Annotated in this window: 3 protein-coding genes; all 3 read right to left on the bottom strand. The window is 42.6% G+C overall.

Features of this window, described 5'->3' with window-relative positions:
• The coding region (locus H6S82_RS24265; RefSeq protein ID WP_191056834.1) for a hypothetical protein at positions 1-480 on the bottom strand (480 nt) is incomplete at its 3' end.
• Between the two features lie 290 nt (positions 481-770).
• Positions 771-2,243, bottom strand: a complete 1,473-nt coding sequence (gene glcD, locus H6S82_RS24260; RefSeq protein ID WP_190463296.1) for a glycolate oxidase subunit GlcD — start codon at positions 2,241-2,243, stop codon at positions 771-773.
• Positions 2,244-2,312: 69 nt separating this feature from the next.
• The coding region (locus tag H6S82_RS24255; RefSeq protein ID WP_191056833.1) for a tetratricopeptide repeat protein at positions 2,313-3,556 on the bottom strand (1,244 nt) is incomplete at its 5' end.

The following is a 3,556-nucleotide window of genomic DNA, read 5'->3' as shown; positions in this document are numbered from 1 at the left end:
TTCTTGTCTGATTGCTTGTGCGTAATTTCGATATTCTGTCTCAAAAGAACCTAATATGGATAAGTCTGAATCCAGAAATATTTGACTATCAATACTGTTAGCTATGGGATGATGGTTTTGCGTTGCTAATATTAGGTTGACAGCCGTATCGATCGTGTCTCCTGGAATTGCCAAACTGGTCAAAACATCTGCTGTATAGGTAGCACTTTTCTCTTCGTTGTCTTTTGCTTTGGGGTCGTAGATGACATCGTGAAACCAGGCGGCAAATTCTAAGGCGGCGAAATTTTGGGAATGCGATCGCATCATTTCAATTTTTTCGATAACTTGCAGAATATGTGCGAAGTTATGATAAAATCTTCCCGTGCTGGTATAAGCAGCAGCCAAGTCTAGAAATACTGTTTGACTAACCGTTGACTCCACCTCAAACGGGAGTAGCAAAGATTGCCATTTGGAATTTGCGATCGCGATGTGGCTTAGCATATTAACTCAAGTTGCTAGTTACTCACTCAGTTGCCTGACAAATAGATGCAGATATCCAATTTCCAGACATAAGATTAGTGGGAGTAGCACTGCTGGCAATTTTCAATGCCACCAGAGTTCTCAAGTAGCAAGTCGATCTAAATTTTGAATCAGTAAGTAGGTATATTTACATCTTACACTAGGGCAAGAAACCCAGTTTCTTGCCCATAACTAAACCTGAAACCCAAGATTTTTCGTTAAGAAACCCGGTTCCTCAAATCTTGTTGAGAATGGTGCAAGATGTGAATCAATTAAAAACGTTCGATCGCTTCAAACTTTTTCTCAGTTTGAGCGCGAGCTGCTTCTCCACAAGTGCGAGGTGTGGGGAACATTTTCCCAGGATTTGCCAAACCGTTGGGATTAAAAACTTGTCGCACCCATTGCATTGTTTCTAAATCTGTTTCCGTAAACATTTCTGGCATATAGCATTTTTTATCTGCACCGATGCCGTGTTCTCCAGACAGACTGCCGCCAACTTTCACGCAGAGTTTGAGAATGTCTCCGCCTAATTCTTCTACTTTTTCCAATGCTCCCGGAACAGAGTTATCGTAAAGAATCAGCGGGTGCAAGTTGCCATCTCCTGCGTGAAATACATTGGCAATCCGATAGCCGTATTTCTGGCTTAAATTTTCAATCTCTTGCAGGACAAAAGGTAACTGGGTGCGGGGAATTACGCCATCTTGCACGTAATAATCGGGACTCATATGTCCGGCTGCGGCGAATGCGGCTTTGCGACCTTTCCATAATTTTAACCGCGTTTCCGGGTCGTTAGCTGTAGTGATACTGCGAGCGCCGTTTTTGGTACAAATTTCGGCGATGCGCTTTTTATTGGCAGCAACTTCTACTTCTAATCCGTCTACTTCTACTAATAGAATAGCAGCAGCATCGCGGGGGTAACATCCGGTGGCGACGACATCTTCAACTGCGTTGATGCTGAGGTTATCCATTATTTCCATACCAGCGGGAATAATGCCAGCGCTGATGATATCAGAAACGGATGCGCCGCAAGCTTCCATGTTACTAAAATCTGCCAGGAGAACGCAAATTGATTCGGCGGTTTTGAGAATTCTGAGGGTAATTTCTGTGGCGATACCAAGGGTTCCTTCGGAACCGACAAATAAACCTGTGATGTCGTAACCGGGAATTTCTTGCACTGGGCTACCAACATCAACAATTGAGCCATCGGGAAGGACTAATTTTAACCCTAAAACGTGGTTTGTGGTGACTCCATATTTGAGGCAATGAACGCCGCCGGAATTTTCGGCAACGTTTCCGCCGATGGAACAAACGATTTGGCTGGAGGGGTCGGGTGCGTAGTAGAATCCTGCACCGCTGACGGCTTGCGTTACCCAGTTATTAATTACTCCAGGTTGAACTACAACTCGCTGATTTTCTAAATCTATTTGCAGGATTTGTTTCATCAAGGCGGTGACAATTAAAACGCAATTTTCGACTGGTAATGCACCACCAGAAAGTCCTGTTCCGGCACCTCTGGCTACCCAAGGGATTTGATGACGATCGCATATTTTCACTACTTCGGCTACTTGTTCTGTTGTGCGCGGTAGCACTACTACTGCCGGTCGTTTTCGGTAGCTGGTCAGTCCGTCGCATTCGTAGGTGAGCAATTCTTCCCGACGCTGCACAACGCCATTTTTTCCTAATACAGCTTCAAATTGTTTGACTATAGGTTGCCAGTTTCGCTGTTCTTTTTCTTGGATTATCATAGTTGCTTTCCTAAAGGTGGCAATGTATATTTACGATAGTACACTAATACGGGTAAGGCTAAACTTAGTTTACCGTCCCAGTTTAGTGAGCAATTGCTTTCTATTTTCTATTGCTGGTTGATTGGCAGGCCATATTTGAATAGCTTTATCGTAAGCGGCGAGCGCTTCGTCGTACTTTTGTAATTTCTCTAAGACAATGCCTTTTTGATACCAAGCTTCCGAGTAATCTGGCTGTAGTTGTCCAGCTCTATCGTAGGAAGCGATCGCTAAATCATATTTGTTTAATTTTTCTAAAACAATGCCTCGATTATACCAAGCTTGTGCGTAATCTTGTTTAATTTGAATGGCTTTTTCCAAGCAGGCGAGCGCTTCTTCGTAGAGCATCAATTTTTCCAGTACGTAACCTCTCTCATACCAAGCTTCCGCAGAATTAGGATTGAGAGCCAAAGCTTTGTCAAAAGAAGCGATCGCATCGTTATATTTTTGCAATTTCCCCAAAGTCGAGCCGCGTTCTACCCACGCTTCCGGATAAGCTGGCTGAATTTGGACGGCTTTTTCCAAAGCTGATAGCGCTTCTTTGTGGCGCTGCAATTTATTGAGAACAATGCCTATATTATACCAAGCTTCTACATAATTTTGCTGAAATTTTACAGCTTTATCAAAAGATTTTACGGCTTCTTGATAGCGTTGTAACTTATATAATATTTCGCCTCGTATATACCAAGCTTCGGGATAATTTTGTTCAATTTCCACAGTTTTATCTAAAGATGCGAGAGCTTCTGTATTACGATTCAATTTCTCTAGCACTATGCCTCGACAATACCAAGCTGGCGCATAATCCGACTTCAATTTTACCGCTTCGTCAAAAGAACGTAGCGCTTCTTCAAATTTTTGCAATTCTAAGAGCGCTTTCCCGCGCTCCAGCCATATTTCCGGATAAGTTGGCTCGATTTGAATTGCTTTGTCTAAACTACCGATAGCTTCATCGTAGCGACGCAATTCTATTAGCGTTTTGCCTTGATTTAAAAGCTCGACAACTTCCGGTTTTTGAGCGGAAAGCGTCGCCATAACTCTGGGAGAGTTATGATTATTTATTGTCGCGGCTTCTTGAAATAATCTTGTCAGAAAAATAGTTGTTACCGCTGTGATTATAACTAAATATATTTCATAGTATTTAACGATCGATTTTTGACTGAATGCAGGTAACATAAGGTAGTGAGTATAACCAACAAGAGTACTTTGTAATTTTCGGAGATCTTCTAGTACTTCGTTAGCTGATTGGTAGCGTTCTCGAAAATGCGATCGCACCATCT

The sequence above is a fragment of the Planktothrix sp. FACHB-1355 genome, from assembly GCF_014748295.1.
GTDB lineage: Bacteria > Cyanobacteriota > Cyanobacteriia > Cyanobacteriales > Aerosakkonemataceae > Aerosakkonema > Aerosakkonema funiforme_A.
The sequence above is the reverse complement of the archived record's forward strand: the minus strand, read 5'-3'. Positions and strand labels throughout refer to the sequence as shown.

Bases quoted from the DNA above. Each gene is read 5' to 3' on its own strand.
- glcD (WP_190463296.1), bottom strand. From the start codon at position 2,243: ATGATAATCCAAGAAAAAGAACAGCGAAACTGGCAACCTATAGTCAAA.